We start from the raw sequence: 15,346 nt of genomic DNA on the forward strand, positions 1-15,346 counted from the left end.
GGTCTTCGTCATCATCGCGTTCATCCCCTTCGCGCCTACCGGCCATCCCTGGTGGAATAGTGTTCGACGTGAATCAAAAATTGTAATTTCGCCATCACGGCCTGCGCTATTGTAGCGCAGACCGGCGTGGCGACAAGCCATGCACAATTGAAATACTTGCGTGTTGCTGCCGTACGCCAGCGCGCGCCGCCCACCGATGCTAGCGGCTCAGCAATTCCCGCACGTGGCGCACCGGAATGGCATAGGTGATGCCGCTGGGGGTCGAGATCGCCGATTCCTTCAAGCCTTTCACGAACACCATATTGATCACGCCCACCACCTCCCCGGTCGCGGGGTCGTACAACGGCGAGCCGCTGTTGCCCGGATAGGCGGTGCCGTCGAGCTGGTAGATGCTGAACGGCGTGCGCTGCAGCCGGGCCACGGCGCGCGCATCGAGGCGGCGCGCGCTGAGCGAAGGCTGCATCACCGGCGTGATCGCAGCCAGCAGCGCGCGGTGGGTGGCCGGGTGGAGGCCCAGCACCATGCCAAGCGGAAAGCCGGTGAAGGCCAGGTCCTGGCCCTCGACCGCCCTGTCCGCGTCATCCAGGCGCAGGGCCGGCAGCGGCGCGCCTTCCAGGCGCAGGTGAGCCAGGTCGTGCTCGCGGTCCAGGGCCACCAGCTGGGCCGGGCGGAAGCGCACCCCGGCGCCGTCCGGCAGCACCACGCCGAGCTGCTCCATGCGCGCCGCATCGAGCTTGTCCGGCACCACGTGGGAATTGGTGATCACGCTCAGGCCGTCGCCGACCACGAAGCCGGTGCCGCTGAACACGATCGCCGGGCTGCGCGTCTGCAGCTGCGTGCCGACGCCCACGATAGACGGCTTGACCGCCGCCACCGTCTGCGGCAGGGTCGCCGCCTGCAGACCGGCTCCCGCCCACCAGAGCAGCGCGCCGGCGGCCAGGCGTTTTGAAAATAGTCTTCGCGTCATCAAACCTTCACAATCTTGAGGTAGTTGTAACAGAGCTGAGGCAATCGTACAGCCCCTTTCCATTTTTAAACATTACAATAAGCTTCTTTGAATTTCAGCAACTATTTGAAGAACCGCGCGGCCCTGAAGGGCCACGAACCGAACCCCGGCAGATAGGTGGATTCGTTTAGCGAAATACAACATGCGAATTCTTCAGATGTTTGCGATAATGCAACAACTGGCATGATGCAATTTGTTTAACATCTTCTTATTGCAGTGCGGAACATGTGTTGCAAACCGATGGCATCGGTGACCACGAATCGCTGCATCCCTTAACCCTCAATTGCAATTGATTAGGGTACAAGCGATCATGCACATTGTTTATTTGTTGAGCCTGCAGCCCAGGCCCTGACCGACGAGATCGACACGATGGCTGAAATCACAACCCAGATTCTTCACCTCCTCAAAGCCATCGGCAAGTACCGCTGGCATGCAGTCGTCATCACCTGGGTGGTGGCGCTGGCCGGCTGGGGGGTGGTGTATTCGCTCCCCAATCAGTACGAGGCGTCGGCGCGCGTCTACGTCGACACTCAGACCATACTCAAGCCCCTGCTGTCGGGCATGACCACCCTGCCGAACCTGAACCAGCAGGTGCAGTTCATGCGCCGCACCTTGATGAGCCGCCCGAACGTCGAGCGCGTGGCGCGCGAGCTCGACCTCGACTCCCGCACGCGTACCCCCAAGGAATTCGACAGGCTGGTCGACGACATGATCGACAAGCTCAAGATGGCCGGCACCGGCCGCGAGAACATCTATACCATCAGCTACACCGGCACCAGCGCGCGCGAGAGCAAGGACGTGGTGCAGGCCTTCCTGACGATCTTCGTCGAGGGCAGCTTCGCCGGCAAGAAGCAGGACTCCGAAAAGGCAGTCCAGTTCATCGACGAACAGATCCGCAGCTATGAAGAACGCCTGGCCGCGGCCGAGAACTCGCTCAAGGAATTCAAGATCAAGAATATGGGCATGCTGCCGCGCGCCGGCGCCGACTACGGCGCGCGCCTGATGTCGGCCACCGAAGCCCTGAACCAGGCGCAGCTCGACCTGGCCGAGGCCGAACAGGCGCGCAATGCGATCCGCAGCAGGATGTCGGGCGACTACAAGGGCGGCGCCGGCGCCCCGGTGCTGCGCGACCCGGCGCTGGACGAACGCATCGCTGCCGTCAACAAGAACCTGGACAGCCTGCGTACCCAGTACACCGAACAGCACCCCGACATCGTCGCCAACCGCCGCCTGCTCGAGCAGCTGATGGAGCGCCGCGCCGATGCGGCCAAGAATCCCGTGCAGAGCTCGGACCCGGGCGCCAGCTTCAGTCCCATGCTGCAGCAGCTGACCGTACAGCTGTCCGACGCCGAGGCGCGCGTCGCTTCGCTGCGGGCACGCGTGAACGAATACAGCGCCCGCGTGGCGCGCCTGCGCGGCCAGAGCGAACTGGTGCCGGAGGTCGAAGCCCAGCTGGCCCAGCTCAACCGCGATTACGAAGTCAACCGCCAGAACTACCAGCGCCTGGTCGAGCGGCGCGAATCGGCCAAGCTGTCGGGCGAGGTGTCCTCGGTCACCGACATGCTGACCTTCCGCGTGATCGATCCGCCGATCGCGCCGGCCGTGCCGACCGGTCCGAACCGCCTGCAGCTGTTCTCGCTGGTGTTCGTCGGCGCCCTCGCCGCCGGCCTGGCCGGCGCCCTGCTGCTGAGCCAACTGCGCCCGACCTTCCTCAGCCAGGCCTCCCTGCGCGAGGCCACCGGCCTGCCGGTCCTGGGTTCGGTGAGCATGAACTGGACCTCCGAACAGACCGTGCTGCGCAAGCGCCGCCTGGTCGCCCTTGCCGCTTCGGTGTTGCTGCTGTTCGGCGCCTATGGCGCCGGCGTCGCCGCCATCCTGGTCCGCCCCGCGATGTAAGGCCGGATGGCCAATAAGGAGTAAATGTGAGCATTATCGAAAAAGCCGCCAGCCGCATCGACCAGCAGCGCCAGAACGCCGCCCCCGTCAATCCCGCCGCCAGCATCGTGCCGGCCGAGCCGCCACTGGTCGAAGCACCGGCCGCCGTGCTGGTCGACGTGCCGGTCGCGCCGGCCCCGACGCCGGACCTGGCCGCGGAAGCCGCGCCCGCCCCGGCGCGCACCCGCCGTGTCGAACTCGACCTGGGCCGCATGCGCGAGCTGGGCATGGTCACCGCCGCCGGCGGCCGCACCAACCTGCTGGAAGAATTCCGCATCATCAAGCGCCCGCTGCTCAAGCGCGCCTTTGCCGAGCGCGGTCCGAAGGACAACCCGGCCAACCTGATCATGATCACCAGCTCGCTGCCCGGCGAAGGCAAGACCTATTGCGCGATCAACCTGGCGATGAGCATCGCCATGGAGCTCGACCACACCGTGCTGCTGGTCGACGCCGACGTGGCGCGTCCGTCGGTCCTGCGCACGCTCGGCCTGCCGGCCCAGCGCGGCCTGATGGACATCCTGGTCGACGACACGCTCCAATTGCCGGACGTGATCCTGCGCACCAACGTCGACACCCTGGCGCTGCTGCCGGCCGGCGCCACCTCCAACGCCGCCACCGAGCTGCTGGCCAGCTCGACGATGGCCGCCATGCTGACCGAACTGGCCAACCGCTATCCGGACCGCGTCATCATCTTCGACTCGCCGCCGCTGATGCTGACCACCGAGGCGCGCGTGCTGGCCAGCCACATGGGCCAGATCGTGGTGGTGGTGGAAGCCCAGACCACGACCCAGCATGCGGTCAAGGAATCGCTGCAGCAGCTCGAAGGCATGAGCAACGTCAATCTCGTCTATAACAAGACCAGGGATATCCCCGGCATCGAAGAAACGTATGACTATCACTACGGCTAAAGAATCCGCCGTCATCCGCTCGCGGCGCATGCCGGGACGCCGGATGCCCGTCCTGACGCCGCTGGCGGTGGCGGTGCTGCTGCTGGCCGCCCTGCCGGCCCACGCCGACTGGCGTGTGACGCCGACCCTGAGGGTGGTCGAGACCTGGACCGATAACGTCAACCTGACGGAAGACGAACTCGCGTACAGCGACCTGATCACACAGATATCGCCCGGCTTCAGGCTCAGCAACCAGACCCGGCGCCTGACCGTGAACGCCAGCGCCCAGCTGCATACGTTCGCCTACCTGCACGACAGCGACAAGCGCAACCGCGACGGTTCCTTCGGTGATGGCGAAAACGGCGGCGTGTCGAGCGTGCGGCGCAGCTACCGCGCCAACCTGCGCGGCGAACTGGCGCAAGACCTGCTGTACGTCGACGCCACCGCGTCGCGCGGCCAGCAGAACATCTCGGCCTTCGGTCCGCGCATCACCAACGACCAGTATTCGAACGCGAACCGTACCGACATCGATACCTGGAGCATCAGCCCTTACCTGCTGAAGAATTTCGGCAGCACCGCCGCGGGCCAGTTGCGCTTCACGCGCGACTCGGTCGGTGGCGGCGACAATATCGGCTTTCGGCGCACCGGCGGCAACACCCTGCTGGCCTCGCTGGTGAACGGTCCCGCCTTCCGCACCGTCGGCTGGGGCGTCACCTACACCAAGCAGGACCTGAACGGCGGGCGCTATGGCGACTCCTCGAGCGAAATGCTGGCCACTAACCTGCGCTACATGGTCAACGGCCGCTTCTCGCTGTTGGCCAACGCCGGCTACGACCGCTACGAGTTCGAAGGACTGGGCGGCGGCGAGCAAGGCGCCAACTGGTCGCTCGGCTTCGCCTGGACGCCGTCCTCGCGCACCAGCCTGCAGGCCACCGCCGGCCGCCACTTCTATGGCAACACCGGCAACCTGATGGCCCTGCACCGCAGCCGCCACACCAGCTGGAACGTGAGCTACAACGACGTCATCACGACGTCGCGCCAGCAGTTCACGCTGCCGTCGACGATCGACACCGCGGGCCTGCTCGACCGCATGTTTTCCACCGCCTACCCGGATCCGGTAGTGCGCGCGCAGGTGGTGCAGGCCTATATCGACCAGACCGGCCTGCCGCCATCGCTGTCCGACAGCATCAACTACCTGAGCAACCGCTTCATGCGCCAGAAGCGGCTGCAGGCATCGATGGTGTACCGCAAGGGCCGCAGCAGCGCGGTGCTGTCGGCCCATGCCAGCGACCGCAGCGCGATCTCGGACCAGCAAAGCGACAGCCCGCTGCTGGGCAGCCAGCAGGGCCGCTACAGCGACAACGTGCGCCAGCGTGGCTTCGAAGCGAACTACACTTACCGGCTGAACTCGCGTTCGAACCTGACCGCCCGCTACGACATCGACGAAAGCGAGTCGCGCGACCGCGGCTACAAGAGCACCCAGCGCGTGTTCCAGCTCGGCGTGTCGCGCCGTTTCGGCGAGACCATCGGATCGGTCGACCTGCGTCGTCGCAGCGGCGACCGTTTCAACGCCGGCACCTACACCGAGAACGCCATTTCGGCCAGCCTGTTCAAGACGTTTTAAGCGCAACAGACCCCAGGGAACCACGATGTACGAATCCTATTACGGCCTGTCGGCCAAGCCCTTCCAGCTCCGCCCGGACCCGCATTTCTTTTTCGGTTCCAAGGGCCACAAGCGCGCCATGGCCTACCTCGACTACGGCCTGTCGCAGGGCGAGGGCTTCATCGTCATCACGGGCGAGGTCGGCGCCGGCAAGACCACGCTGGTGCGCAACCTGCTGGGCCGCATCCCGCTCGACCAGATCATCGCGGCGCACATCGTCAACACCAGCCTCGATCCCGAAGACACGCTGCGCATGGTAGTCTCCGCCTTCGGCCTGCCCTACGAGGGCGCCAGCAAGGCCGAGCTGCTCAATCGCCTGGAACAATTCCTGCGCTCGGTCGACCGCCAGGGCAAGCGCGCCCTGCTCGTGATCGACGAGGCCCAGAACCTGAACGCGCGCACGGTCGAAGAGCTGCGCATGCTGTCCAATTTCCAGACCGACGACCGCTCGCTGCTGCAGACCTTCCTGCTCGGCCAGCCCGAGTTCCGCGCCACCCTGCACAGCCCCACCATGCAGCAGCTGCGCCAGCGCGTGATCGCCAGCTACCACCTGGGACCGATGGACGCGCAAGAGACCCGCGCCTACGTCGAGCACCGCCTGGCCACGGTCGGCTGGAAGGGCGACCCGTCGTTCGACGACGCCGCCCACGCCGCGATCTATGCCTACAGCGGCGGCATTCCGCGCAAGACCAACACGCTGATGGACCGCGTGCTGCTGATGGGCTACCTCGAAGAACTGCATGGATTCGGCGGCGCCCACATCGAGGAAGTCGTGCGCGACATCTCGGACGAGTTCCAGGCCCCCGACGGACTGGGCGAGCCTGAGCCGGCCTCCATGCGCGCGACCTCCGGCCAGCACCAGCTGCAGCACGGGGAACGGCGCAGCGCCAGCGTCGAGCAGCTCGACGAACGCATGATGCGCCTCGAAAAATCGATCGTGTCGGTGCTGTCGATCTTGAAAAAGATCGCCGCCACCCCACCCGGTGCGCAGTCCGGCACCTCTCCGCGCCACGTGGACAACCAGGAATAACAGTTCAGGAACCCGGCAATGAAAATGACCGCTCCCGCAGCCCGGCCGCGTCCAGCGCCCGGCGAGAAGATCCGCAATGCGATGACCTGCGACGTCGAGGACTACTTCCAGGTCTCGGCCTTCGCCCCCTACATCGACCGCGCCAGCTGGCCGATCCGCGAATGCCGGGTCGAGGCCAATATGGAACGCATCCTGGCGCTGTACGAGCGCCACGGCGTGCGCGCGACCTTCTTCACCCTGGGCTGGATCGCCGAGCGCTATCCCGCCATGGTGCGCCGGATCGTCGCCGCCGGCCACGAACTGGCCAGCCACGGCTACGGCCACCTGCGCGCCTCGGACCAGAGCCGGGCCGAATTCGACAACGACATCCGGTCGAGCAAGGCGCTGCTGGAAGACATCGGCGGACAAGCCGTGGTCGGCTACCGCGCGCCGAGCTTCTCGATCGGCCACGCCAACCTGTGGGCGCTGGACGCGCTGCACGAGGCCGGCTACAAGTACAGCTCGAGCATCTATCCGATCGCCCACGACCACTACGGCATGCCGGACGCGCCGCGCTTCGCCTTCTATCCGAACGGCCCGGACGGGCTGCTGGAAGTACCGATCACCACGGTCAAGATGGCGGGCCGCAACCTGCCGGCCGGCGGCGGCGGCTACTTCCGCCTGCTGCCCTACGCCCTGTCGCGCTGGATGATGGAGAAGGTCAACCGCGAGGACGGCGAACCGGCCCTGTTCTACTTCCACCCGTGGGAAGTCGATCCCGGCCAGCCGCGTCCCGAAGGCCTGGGCGCCAAGGCGCGCTTCCGCCACTACGTCAATATCGACCGCATGGAGCGGCGCCTGGAACAGCTGGCGCGCGACTTCAAGTGGGACCGCATGGACCGCATCTTCCTGGACAAGCCATGAACTCGATCATCGAAGCGGCGCAGGCCAAGCGCGCCATGCCGGCCGCCGCCGCCGGCGCCCAGACCCTGCGCCTGATGCAGCCGCAGGACGCAGCCCGCTGGGACGCTTTCGTGCGCGCCTGCCCCAGCGCCACCTTCTTCCACCTGTCGGGCTGGCAGAAAGTCATCGAGCAGTCGTTCGGCATCAAGACCTGGTTCTACTACGTGGAGCAGGACGGCCAGATCCAGGGCGTGCTGCCGCTGGCCGAGATCAAGAGCCGCCTGTTCGGCCACTCGCTGGGCGCGATGCCGTTCTGCGTGTACGGCGGCGTGGCCGCGGTCGACGACGGCGCGCGCCTGCTGCTCGACGGCGCGGCCGACCAGCTCGCGAAGAAGCTGGGCGTGGGCCACCTGGAATACCGCGGCATGCAGCGCGCCCATCCGGGCGACGACTCGTGGCATACCAAGGAACTGTACGTCACCTTCCGCAAGGAGATCACGGGCGACGACGAGACCAATATGAACGCCATCCCGCGCAAGCAGCGCGCGATGGTGCGCAAGGGGATCAAGCTGGGCCTGAAGGGCGTGGTCGAGGACAACGTCGACCGCATGTTCGAGGCCTACGCCACCAGCGTACTGCGCCTGGGCACCCCGGTGTTCCCGAAAAAATACTTCGCCCTGCTACAAAAAACCTTCGGCGACGAGTGCGAGGTGCGCACCATCTATACCGAAGACGACCGCCTGGTGGGCTCGGTGCTGTCGTTCTACTGGCGCGACGAGGTGGTGCCCTACTACGGCGGCGGCACCGACCTGGCGCGCTCGGTGGCCGGCAACGACTTCATGTACTGGAACCTGATGCAGGCCGCTAGCGCCCGCGGCTGCCGCCTGTTCGACTTCGGCCGCAGCAAGCTGGGCACCGGCGCCTACGACTTCAAGAAGAACTGGGGCTTCACGGCCGAGCCGCTGCCGTATGAATACAAACTCTACGCATCGACCCAGCTGCCGGACAACAATCCGCTGAACCCGAAGTACCAGCTGTTCATCAAGATGTGGAAGAAGCTGCCGCTGCCGGTGGCGAACTTCCTGGGTCCCTACATCGTGCGCAACCTGGGGTAATGCCGTGCAAGACCTGCTGCTGCTGATCCACCGCATCCCCTACCCGCCCAACAAGGGCGACAAGATCCGCTCGTACAACCTGCTCAAGCACCTGGCGCGCGACTACCGGGTGCACCTGGCGACCTTCGTCGACGACGCCGACGACTGGCAGCACGTGCCCACCGTCGAAGCGATGTGCGCCAGCAGCCATTTCGCGGCCCTCAATCCCCTGCTGGCGCGCGTGCGCAGCCTGGGCGCGCTGGTCAAGAACCGCTCGCTGTCGCTGGACTACTACCAGGATGCGGGCATGGCGCGCTGGGTCGAGCAGACCGTGGCCGCGCACGGCATCAAGCGCGTGATGGTGTTCTCGTCGCCGATGGCGCAATACGTCGATGGCATCCGCGACGCGCGCCGCGTGATCGACTTCTGCGACGTCGACTCGGACAAATGGCGCCAGTACGCCGACAAGAAATCGTGGCCCATGAGCTGGCTGTACCGCCACGAGGCGCGCCAGCTGCTGCGCTACGAGCGCCAGGTGGCCAGCCAGTACGACGCCTCGCTGTTCGTCTCCAAGCCCGAGGCCGACCTGTTCCGCCAGCTGGCGCCCGAGAGCGTGGCGCGCATCGGCCACTTCAGCAACGGGGTCGACACCGACTACTTCTCGCCCGAGCACGCGCTGGCCAGCCCCTACGCAGCGGGCGAAAAGGCGCTGGTGTTCACCGGCGCCATGGATTACTGGCCCAACGTCGACGCCGTGCAGTGGTTCTGCGACGACGTGTTCCCGGCCCTTTCCGCGCAAGACCCGGCGCTGCGCTTCTACATCGTCGGCTCGCGCCCGAATCCGCAGGTCCAGGCGCTGGCCCAGCTGCCCGGCGTGACCGTCACCGGCACCGTGCCCGACGTGCGGCCCTATATCCGCCACGCCACGCTGGCGGTGGCGCCGCTGCGCATCGCGCGCGGCATCCAGAACAAGGTGCTCGAAGCGATGGCCATGGGCACACCGACCGTGGTCTCGCCGCAGGCGCTGGAAGGCATCGATGCGGTGCCGGACCAGGAACTGGCCGTGGCCGACGGCGCCCCGGCCTGGATCGAAACCCTGGGGGCGCTGCTGGTGCGCGACAACCGGGAGATGGGCCGCGCCGCTCGGGCGCGGGTCGAACATCATTACAGCTGGCCGAGCAACCTGGCCTGCATCGAGGAGCGACTGGAATGCTCGTGAACCCACCCAAGGACCTGGCCGGCGCCGCGCCGCACGCCGCCGCCACCCCGCTGGCGCCCTCGAGCGCGATGCTGATCGCGCTCGCGCTGCTGGCGCCCTTCTTCCTCTACCTCGGCACCGCCGGGTCGCTGGTCGCGATCTGGAACAGTTCCGAGACCTTCGCCCACGGCTATGCGATCCTGCCGATCAGCCTGTGGCTGATCTGGCGCCGGCGCGCGGTGTTCAACGCGGTGCCGGCGCGGCCCTGGGCCCCGGCCCTGCTGCTGGTGGCCATGCTGGGCGCCGGCTGGCTGCTGGCGCGCATGGGCGAGGTGCAGGTGGTGATGCAGTACGCCTTCGTGTCGATGTTCCCGGTGATCGCGCTGGCCATGCTGGGCCCGCGCCTGGCGGGGGCGCTTGCTTTTCCCCTTCTGTTCCTGCTGCTGGCGGTGCCGTTCGGCGAAGTCTTCGTCGGCCCCCTGATCAACCTCACCGCCGACTTCACCGTGTGGGCGGTCCAGGCCACCGGCATCCCGGTGCTGCGCAACGGCACCCGCTTCGAGCTGCCGACCGGCTCCTGGTCGGTGGTGGAAGCCTGCAGCGGCGTGCGCTACCTGATTTCGTCGTTCACCCTGGGCTGCCTGTACGCCTACCTGACCTACCGCTCCACCGCGAAGCGCCTGCTGTTCGTGGCGGTGTCGATCGTGGTGCCGATCGTCGCCAACGGCCTGCGCGCCTACATGATCGTGATGATCGGCCACCTGTCCGGCATGGAGCTGGCCACCGGCGTCGACCACCTGATCTATGGCTGGGTGTTCTTCGGCCTGGTGATGCTGCTGATGTTCTGGGTCGGCAGCTTCTGGCGCGACGACGACGAACCGGCAGTCGCCAATGCATCCACACCGGCGGCGGCCGCCACCATGGCGGGCAACCCGGCGCCGGCCTCGACGGTCCGCATGGCGGCGATGTGCGCCGCCGTGGTGGCGCTCACCGCGCTGTGGCCGGGCTTCGCGCGCTACAACGACGCCGCCAACCTCAATCCGCAGCCGGTCCAGCTGTCCACGGTGGCGGTGGGCTGGCCGCAGGTGGCGCCGTTCGCCGACTGGACCCCGCGCTGGGTCAACCCGGACGCGACCTACCGCGCCACCTTCCGCAACAGCGAAAGCATGCCGCCGGTCGCGCTCGACATCATGTACTACCGCAACCAGCGCAACGGCAAGGCCCTGATCAGCTCCGTCAACACCCTGGCCACCTCGGACGACGCCTGGCATGCCGTCGGCGGCGCGCTGCGCAGCGAAACCCTGGACGGCCAGCCGCTGACCCTGCGCGAAACGCGCCTGAACGGCCCGACCGGCCAGATCCTGGTGTGGCAGTGGATGTCGATCGACGGCCACCTGACGGCCAACAACTACGTCGGCAAGCTGCTGCAGGCCCAGGCCAAGCTGCGCTTCCGCGGCGACGACGGCGCCGTGGTGCTGCTGTCGGCGCCGGTGCGCGACAATCCGGAAAGCGCGCGCGCCGCCCTGCGCGCCTTCCTGGCCGGCCAGGGCCAGGCGATCGAGCGCGCGCTGGACCATGCGCGCACCCATTGACGGTCACGACCATGCATAGCGAGCTGACGGTCCTGAACGCGCAGCGGCCCCTGGTCGTGCACCTGGTCTATTCGCTCGATGTGGGCGGACTGGAGACGCTGCTGGTCGACTGCATCAACCGCCTGCCGCCGGAAAAATACCGGCACGCGGTCGTCTGCCTGACGCGTTACTCGGATTTCGCCCAGCGCATCACCCAGCCCGGGGTCGAGCTGTTCGCCCTGAACAAGCCGCCCGGGAACGGCGCGCAAGTGCACGTCGACTTCTGGAAGCTGATGCGGCGCCTGCGTCCGGCCATCCTGCACACGTATAACCTGGCGGCGATGGAGTTCTGCTTCACCGCAGCCGTGGCCGGGGTGCCGGTGCGCATCCACGCCGAGCATGGCCGCGACGCCTCCGACCCGCAGGGCCTGAACAGGAAGCACAACTTCCTGCGCCGCCGCCTGGCGTCCTTCATCGACCGCTACATCCCGGTGTCGGACGACCTGCAGCGCTGGCTGGCCGAGGTGGTCCGCATCCCGGCCGCGCAGAACCACCTGATCAAGAACGGGGTCGACACCGAGCGCTTCAAGCCGCGCACGGATGCGATCGCCGCCGCGCCATGGGGGCCGGACGACATCGTGATCGGCGCCGTGGCGCGGGTGCAGGACGTCAAGAACCACCGCGGCCTGGTGGCCGCCTTCGCCCTGCTGCGCGAACGCCTGCCCGCCCTGCGCGAGCGCCTGCGTTTGACGATCGTCGGCGACGGCCCGCTGCTGGGCGCGATCCGCGAGCAGGTGGCCCAGGCCGGCGTGCAGGACGCCGTATGGCTGCCCGGCGCGCGCGCCGATGTGGCCGAGCTGCTGCATGGCTTCGACGTGTTCGCCCTGCCCTCGCTAGCCGAGGGCACGCCGGTGTCGCTGCTGGAGGCGATGGCCTGCGGCCTGCCGTCGGTGTGCTCGAACGTGGGCGGCATCCCGGAAGTGATCACCGATGGCGTGCACGGCCTCTTGGCGCCGGTCGAGGTGGACGCCCTGGCCGAGGCGCTGGCGCGCTACGTGCAGGACCCGGCCATGCGGGCGCGCCACGGCGCCGCCGCGCGCGAACGCATCGAAGAAAAATACAGCATGGCCGCCATGCTGCGCGCCTATATGGCGCTGTACGACGGCCTGGTCGCGCGCAAGGCGCCGGCCCGGCTGCGCCAATCCATGAATACCTAACAACGCAGGAAGTGAACGAGCATGTGCGGAATCGTCGGCATTTTTGATACCCAGGGAACTCGCGAGATCGACCGCGCGGCGCTGGGCCGCATGAACGAGAGCCAGCACCACCGCGGCCCGGACGAAGGCGAGCTGTATCTGGAAACGGCGCTCGGCATGGGCCACCGCCGGCTGTCGGTGATCGACCTGGCCAGCGGCCAGCAGCCGATCCGCAACGCCCAGGGCGACGTGGTGATGGTGTTCAACGGTGAGATCTACAACTACCGCGCGTTGCGCGACGAGCTGGTCGCGCTCGGCTTCGCCTTCCGCACCAAGTCCGACACCGAGGTGCTGCTGCACGCCTACCAGGCCTGGGGCCAGGACTGCCTGCAGCGCCTGCGCGGCATGTTCGCCTTCGCCATCTGGGACAGGAAAAAACAGACGCTGTTCCTGGCGCGCGACCACCTGGGCGTCAAGCCGATGTTCTACGCGCTGCTGCCGAACGGCCTGTTCGTGTTCGGCTCCGAGCTGAAATCGATCATGACCCACCCCGAACTGTCGCGCAAGCTCAACCCGCGCGCGGTCGAGGATTACTTCGCCTTCGGCTACGTGCCGGAACCGCACACCATCTTCCACGGTGCCTTCAAGCTGGCGCCGGGCCACCGCATCACGCTGAAGGCCGGCGACAGCGAGGTGAAACCCGAGCAGTACTGGGACATTCCGTTCCAGCGCGCCCCGCAGCGCCCGATGCAGGAAATCGAACAGGAACTGACGGCGCGCCTGCAGGAATGCGTGCAGAGCCAGATGGTGGCCGACGTGCCGCTCGGCGCCTTCCTGTCGGGCGGCGTCGATTCGAGCGCGGTGGTGGCGATGATGGCGCAGCAGAATCCCGATTCGGTGGTCACCTGCTCGATCGGCTTCGACGATCCCGAGTACGACGAATCGAAGTACGCGAATGAAGTCGCCACGCGCTACCGCACCACCCACCACGCCCAGGTCGTGGACAAGGACGACTACGGCCTGATCGACACCCTGGGCCGGCTGTACGACGAACCCTTCGCCGACAGCTCGGCGATCCCGACCTACCGCGTGTGCCAGCTGGCGCGCAAGCACGTCACCGTGTCGCTGTCAGGCGACGGCGGCGACGAGAGCTTCGCCGGCTACCGCCGCTACCGCTTCGCGATGGCCGAGCAGCGCGTGCGCGACAAGGTGCCTGCCGGGCTGCGCAAGCCCGTGTTCGGCACCCTGGGCCGGCTGTATCCGAAGGCCGACTGGGCGCCGCGCATGTTCCGCGCCAAGACCACCTTCGAGGCGCTGGCGCGCGACACGGTGGAGGGCTACTTCCACGGCGTGTCGCGCATGCCGGACCGGATCCGGGCCCAGTTGTTCTCGGATAGCTTCAAGCGCGAGCTGCAGGGCTACGAGGCGATCCAGGTATTCCACGAGCATGCGGCCAATTCGCCGACCGACGATCCGCTGTCGCTGATCCAGTACCTCGACTTCAAGACCTGGCTGCCGGGCGACATCCTGACCAAGGTCGACCGCGCCAGCATGGCGCACTCGCTCGAGGTGCGGGTGCCGCTCCTGGACCATACCTTCGTCGAATGGGCCTCAACCCTGCCGCCCGACATCAAGCTGGGCGGCGGCGAAGGCAAGTACATCTTCAAGAAGTCGCTCGAGCCGTTCCTGTCGCACGACGTGCTGTACCGCGCCAAGAAGGGTTTTTCGATTCCGCTGGCGGCCTGGCTGCGCGGCCCGCTGCGCGAGAAGCTGCGCGCGGCAGCGCTGTCGCCGCTGCTGCTCGACACCGGCATGTTCAACGAGCGCTTCCTGCGCGAGATGGTCGAACAGCACATCGCCGGCAGCAAGGACTACAGCACCCCGCTGTGGTCGGTGCTGATGTTCGAGACCTTCCTGCGGGTCAGCGCCGACGCCTGAAGCAATGTGAAAAGCCCGCGGTTCTCGCGAACCGCGGGCTTTTCAGCGAGTCTGGGGCGCCGCTCAGCGCGAACGCGTCAAGCGGCCGAGATACCACTGGGCCATCGAGACATAGCGCTTGCGCCATTGGCGCAGCCAGGCTTTCGGCGGCTTGATCGGATGCCACAGCACGTCCTTCTGGCGCCCGGGGCGCAGGCGGATGTTCAGCGTGCCGAAGGTGCCGTTCTTGGCGAAGCCGTCGTTGGGCACTCCGTGGTAGCGCTTGTTGCGGTCTTCCTCGGCCACGAATTCGCCGGCGCCGCCGAAGTCGACCACGCTCATGCCGCCATGCTTGAGGATCGTGGCCCAGGCATTCTCGCTGTGGGCGGTCCAGCCGGCGCGGTAGTAGCGGTCGATGAGGTCGAGCGCCGCGCCGCTGATGCGAAAGAACGTCAGGAACACCAGCCAGCTGTCGGCCGGCTTGAGGTCCAGGCCGGGCGCGCGCAGCATCGACGCATACGTCCATTCGGCCTCGCCGCGCGCCAGGTGGGCCGCCAGCAGGTCGCCCTCGCGGTCGGCCAGTCCGGCGAACAGTTCATGCAGCTCGCCCGAGTACTCGACGTCGTCCTCCACCACCCAGTACTGGGTGTACTGCGGCTGCGCGCGCCGGAACAGCAGCGGCGGCAGGTCGCAGTTGCCGGGGATGAGCTTGAACGGACGCGCGGCGCCCTTGGCCGGATAGCCGAGGGTGTCGATGGCGTCCGGACCGTACACGTGGTGCTCGATCTCGACGCCGTCGAGCACCACCTTGCGCACGCCGGACTTCGCATTCGGCGTGTACGAGATGGCGGCGAAGCGGCACTGCGGGCCCAGGCGCAGGAAAGCGGCGCGAAAACGCAGCAGGCGCTTCTTCACGGCGGCCGGGTCGGTGGTCTGGAACAGCAGGATCTGCGGCTGGTCGTTCATG

The 15,346-nt window shown here is 67.1% G+C and carries 12 protein-coding genes; 10 read left to right on the plus strand and 2 right to left on the minus strand.

Features of this window, described 5'->3' with window-relative positions:
* Window positions 1-199 precede the first annotated feature (199 nt).
* On the minus strand, window positions 200-967 hold the full coding sequence (locus tag HMPREF9710_RS03200; protein WP_005663852.1) for a S1 family peptidase: 768 nt from the start codon (window positions 965-967) through the stop codon (window positions 200-202).
* A 408-nt stretch (window positions 968-1,375) separates the two neighbouring features.
* Between HMPREF9710_RS03200 and HMPREF9710_RS03205 the strand changes: the two genes are divergently transcribed.
* The 10 genes from HMPREF9710_RS03205 to HMPREF9710_RS03250 are packed head-to-tail and all read left to right on the plus strand — an operon-like array spanning window position 1,376 to window position 14,400.
* Window positions 1,376-2,902: an XrtA system polysaccharide chain length determinant gene (locus HMPREF9710_RS03205; protein ID WP_005663854.1), complete on the plus strand. Its 1,527-nt coding sequence runs from the start codon at window positions 1,376-1,378 to the stop codon at window positions 2,900-2,902.
* Between the two features lie 26 nt (window positions 2,903-2,928).
* A complete protein-coding gene (locus HMPREF9710_RS03210) occupies window positions 2,929-3,849 on the plus strand; it encodes an XrtA-associated tyrosine autokinase (protein ID WP_005663855.1) in 921 nt (306 codons plus the stop codon).
* Entirely contained in the window at window positions 3,830-5,452 is a 1,623-nt protein-coding gene (locus tag HMPREF9710_RS03215) for a TIGR03016 family PEP-CTERM system-associated outer membrane protein (protein WP_157225419.1), read from the plus strand. The genes HMPREF9710_RS03210 and HMPREF9710_RS03215 overlap by 20 nt, the downstream gene beginning before the upstream one ends.
* 25 nt (window positions 5,453-5,477) lie before the next feature.
* Complete coding sequence (locus HMPREF9710_RS03220; RefSeq protein ID WP_005663859.1) at window positions 5,478-6,521, plus strand: XrtA/PEP-CTERM system-associated ATPase; 1,044 nt, start codon at window positions 5,478-5,480, stop codon at window positions 6,519-6,521.
* 18 nt (window positions 6,522-6,539) lie between these two features.
* On the plus strand, window positions 6,540-7,424 hold the full coding sequence (locus HMPREF9710_RS03225) for an XrtA system polysaccharide deacetylase (protein ID WP_005663860.1): 885 nt from the start codon (window positions 6,540-6,542) through the stop codon (window positions 7,422-7,424).
* Window positions 7,421-8,518: a FemAB family XrtA/PEP-CTERM system-associated protein gene (locus HMPREF9710_RS03230; protein WP_005663862.1), complete on the plus strand. Its 1,098-nt coding sequence runs from the start codon at window positions 7,421-7,423 to the stop codon at window positions 8,516-8,518. The genes HMPREF9710_RS03225 and HMPREF9710_RS03230 overlap by 4 nt, the downstream gene beginning before the upstream one ends.
* 4 nt (window positions 8,519-8,522) lie before the next feature.
* Entirely contained in the window at window positions 8,523-9,716 is a 1,194-nt protein-coding gene (locus HMPREF9710_RS03235; protein WP_005663864.1) for a TIGR03087 family PEP-CTERM/XrtA system glycosyltransferase, read from the plus strand.
* Window positions 9,707-11,287: an exosortase A gene (gene xrtA / locus HMPREF9710_RS03240; RefSeq protein ID WP_005663866.1), complete on the plus strand. Its 1,581-nt coding sequence runs from the start codon at window positions 9,707-9,709 to the stop codon at window positions 11,285-11,287. Before HMPREF9710_RS03235 ends, xrtA begins: the two co-directional genes overlap by 10 nt.
* Window positions 11,288-11,298: 11 nt before the next feature.
* On the plus strand, window positions 11,299-12,483 hold the full coding sequence (locus HMPREF9710_RS03245; RefSeq protein WP_005663868.1) for a TIGR03088 family PEP-CTERM/XrtA system glycosyltransferase: 1,185 nt from the start codon (window positions 11,299-11,301) through the stop codon (window positions 12,481-12,483).
* A gap of 21 nt (window positions 12,484-12,504) precedes the next feature.
* Window positions 12,505-14,400, plus strand: a complete 1,896-nt coding sequence (locus tag HMPREF9710_RS03250; protein ID WP_005663870.1) for an XrtA/PEP-CTERM system amidotransferase — start codon at window positions 12,505-12,507, stop codon at window positions 14,398-14,400.
* A gap of 63 nt (window positions 14,401-14,463) precedes the next feature.
* Here the strand turns inward: HMPREF9710_RS03250 and HMPREF9710_RS03255 are convergent, their stop codons facing one another.
* Window positions 14,464-15,345 carry a hypothetical protein gene (locus HMPREF9710_RS03255; RefSeq protein ID WP_005663872.1) on the minus strand — a complete coding sequence of 294 codons (882 nt, stop codon included), beginning with the start codon at window positions 15,343-15,345 and terminating at the stop codon, window positions 14,464-14,466.
* Between the last annotated feature and the right edge of the window lies 1 nt (window position 15,346).

The sequence above is a fragment of the Massilia timonae CCUG 45783 genome, from assembly GCF_000315425.1.
Taxonomy (GTDB): domain Bacteria; phylum Pseudomonadota; class Gammaproteobacteria; order Burkholderiales; family Burkholderiaceae_D; genus Telluria; species Telluria timonae.

What these genes read in the sequence shown, in the direction of transcription:
- HMPREF9710_RS03200 (WP_005663852.1), bottom strand. Translation starts at nt 967, where the DNA reads ATGACGCGAAGACTATTTTCAAAACGCCTGGCCGCCGGCGCGCTGCTC.
- HMPREF9710_RS03205 (WP_005663854.1), top strand. Translation starts at nt 1,376, where the DNA reads ATGGCTGAAATCACAACCCAGATTCTTCACCTCCTCAAAGCCATCGGC.
- HMPREF9710_RS03215 (WP_157225419.1), top strand. Translation starts at nt 3,830, where the DNA reads ATGACTATCACTACGGCTAAAGAATCCGCCGTCATCCGCTCGCGGCGC.
- HMPREF9710_RS03220 (WP_005663859.1), top strand. Translation starts at nt 5,478, where the DNA reads ATGTACGAATCCTATTACGGCCTGTCGGCCAAGCCCTTCCAGCTCCGC.
- HMPREF9710_RS03225 (WP_005663860.1), top strand. Translation starts at nt 6,540, where the DNA reads ATGAAAATGACCGCTCCCGCAGCCCGGCCGCGTCCAGCGCCCGGCGAG.
- HMPREF9710_RS03230 (WP_005663862.1), top strand. Translation starts at nt 7,421, where the DNA reads ATGAACTCGATCATCGAAGCGGCGCAGGCCAAGCGCGCCATGCCGGCC.
- xrtA (WP_005663866.1), top strand. Translation starts at nt 9,707, where the DNA reads ATGCTCGTGAACCCACCCAAGGACCTGGCCGGCGCCGCGCCGCACGCC.
- HMPREF9710_RS03245 (WP_005663868.1), top strand. Translation starts at nt 11,299, where the DNA reads ATGCATAGCGAGCTGACGGTCCTGAACGCGCAGCGGCCCCTGGTCGTG.
- HMPREF9710_RS03250 (WP_005663870.1), top strand. Translation starts at nt 12,505, where the DNA reads ATGTGCGGAATCGTCGGCATTTTTGATACCCAGGGAACTCGCGAGATC.
- HMPREF9710_RS03255 (WP_005663872.1), bottom strand. Translation starts at nt 15,345, where the DNA reads ATGAACGACCAGCCGCAGATCCTGCTGTTCCAGACCACCGACCCGGCC.